The sequence below is a fragment of the Gilvimarinus sp. 1_MG-2023 genome (genome assembly GCF_030548285.1).
The window spans coordinates 1-239 of record NZ_JAUOSC010001638.1; the positions used below are offsets into that span (position 1 = coordinate 1).

Consider the following 239-nt stretch of genomic DNA (forward strand, 5'->3'; position numbering starts at 1 on the left):
GTGCAATTGTTGACCAAAGCGAAGAAGACTGGAACTTCACTGTAGATTTATGCTTAAAAGGTGTATTTTTATCTTTAAAACATCAAGCTAAATACATGAAAGAGCATGGTGGAGGTGCAATTGTAAATGTAGCCTCTTTAAATGCACATGTACCAATGTTCTATGGTGCAGCATATTCATCCGCTAAGGCTGGGGTTGAAATGTTAACGAAGAATGCAGCATTAGAATTAGCACAGCAT

General features: G+C 37.7%; 1 protein-coding gene. It reads left to right on the forward strand.

The annotated features are described in order from the left end of the window. The coding region (locus Q4563_RS22350) for an SDR family NAD(P)-dependent oxidoreductase (protein WP_303606106.1) at positions 1–239 on the forward strand (239 nt) is incomplete at both ends.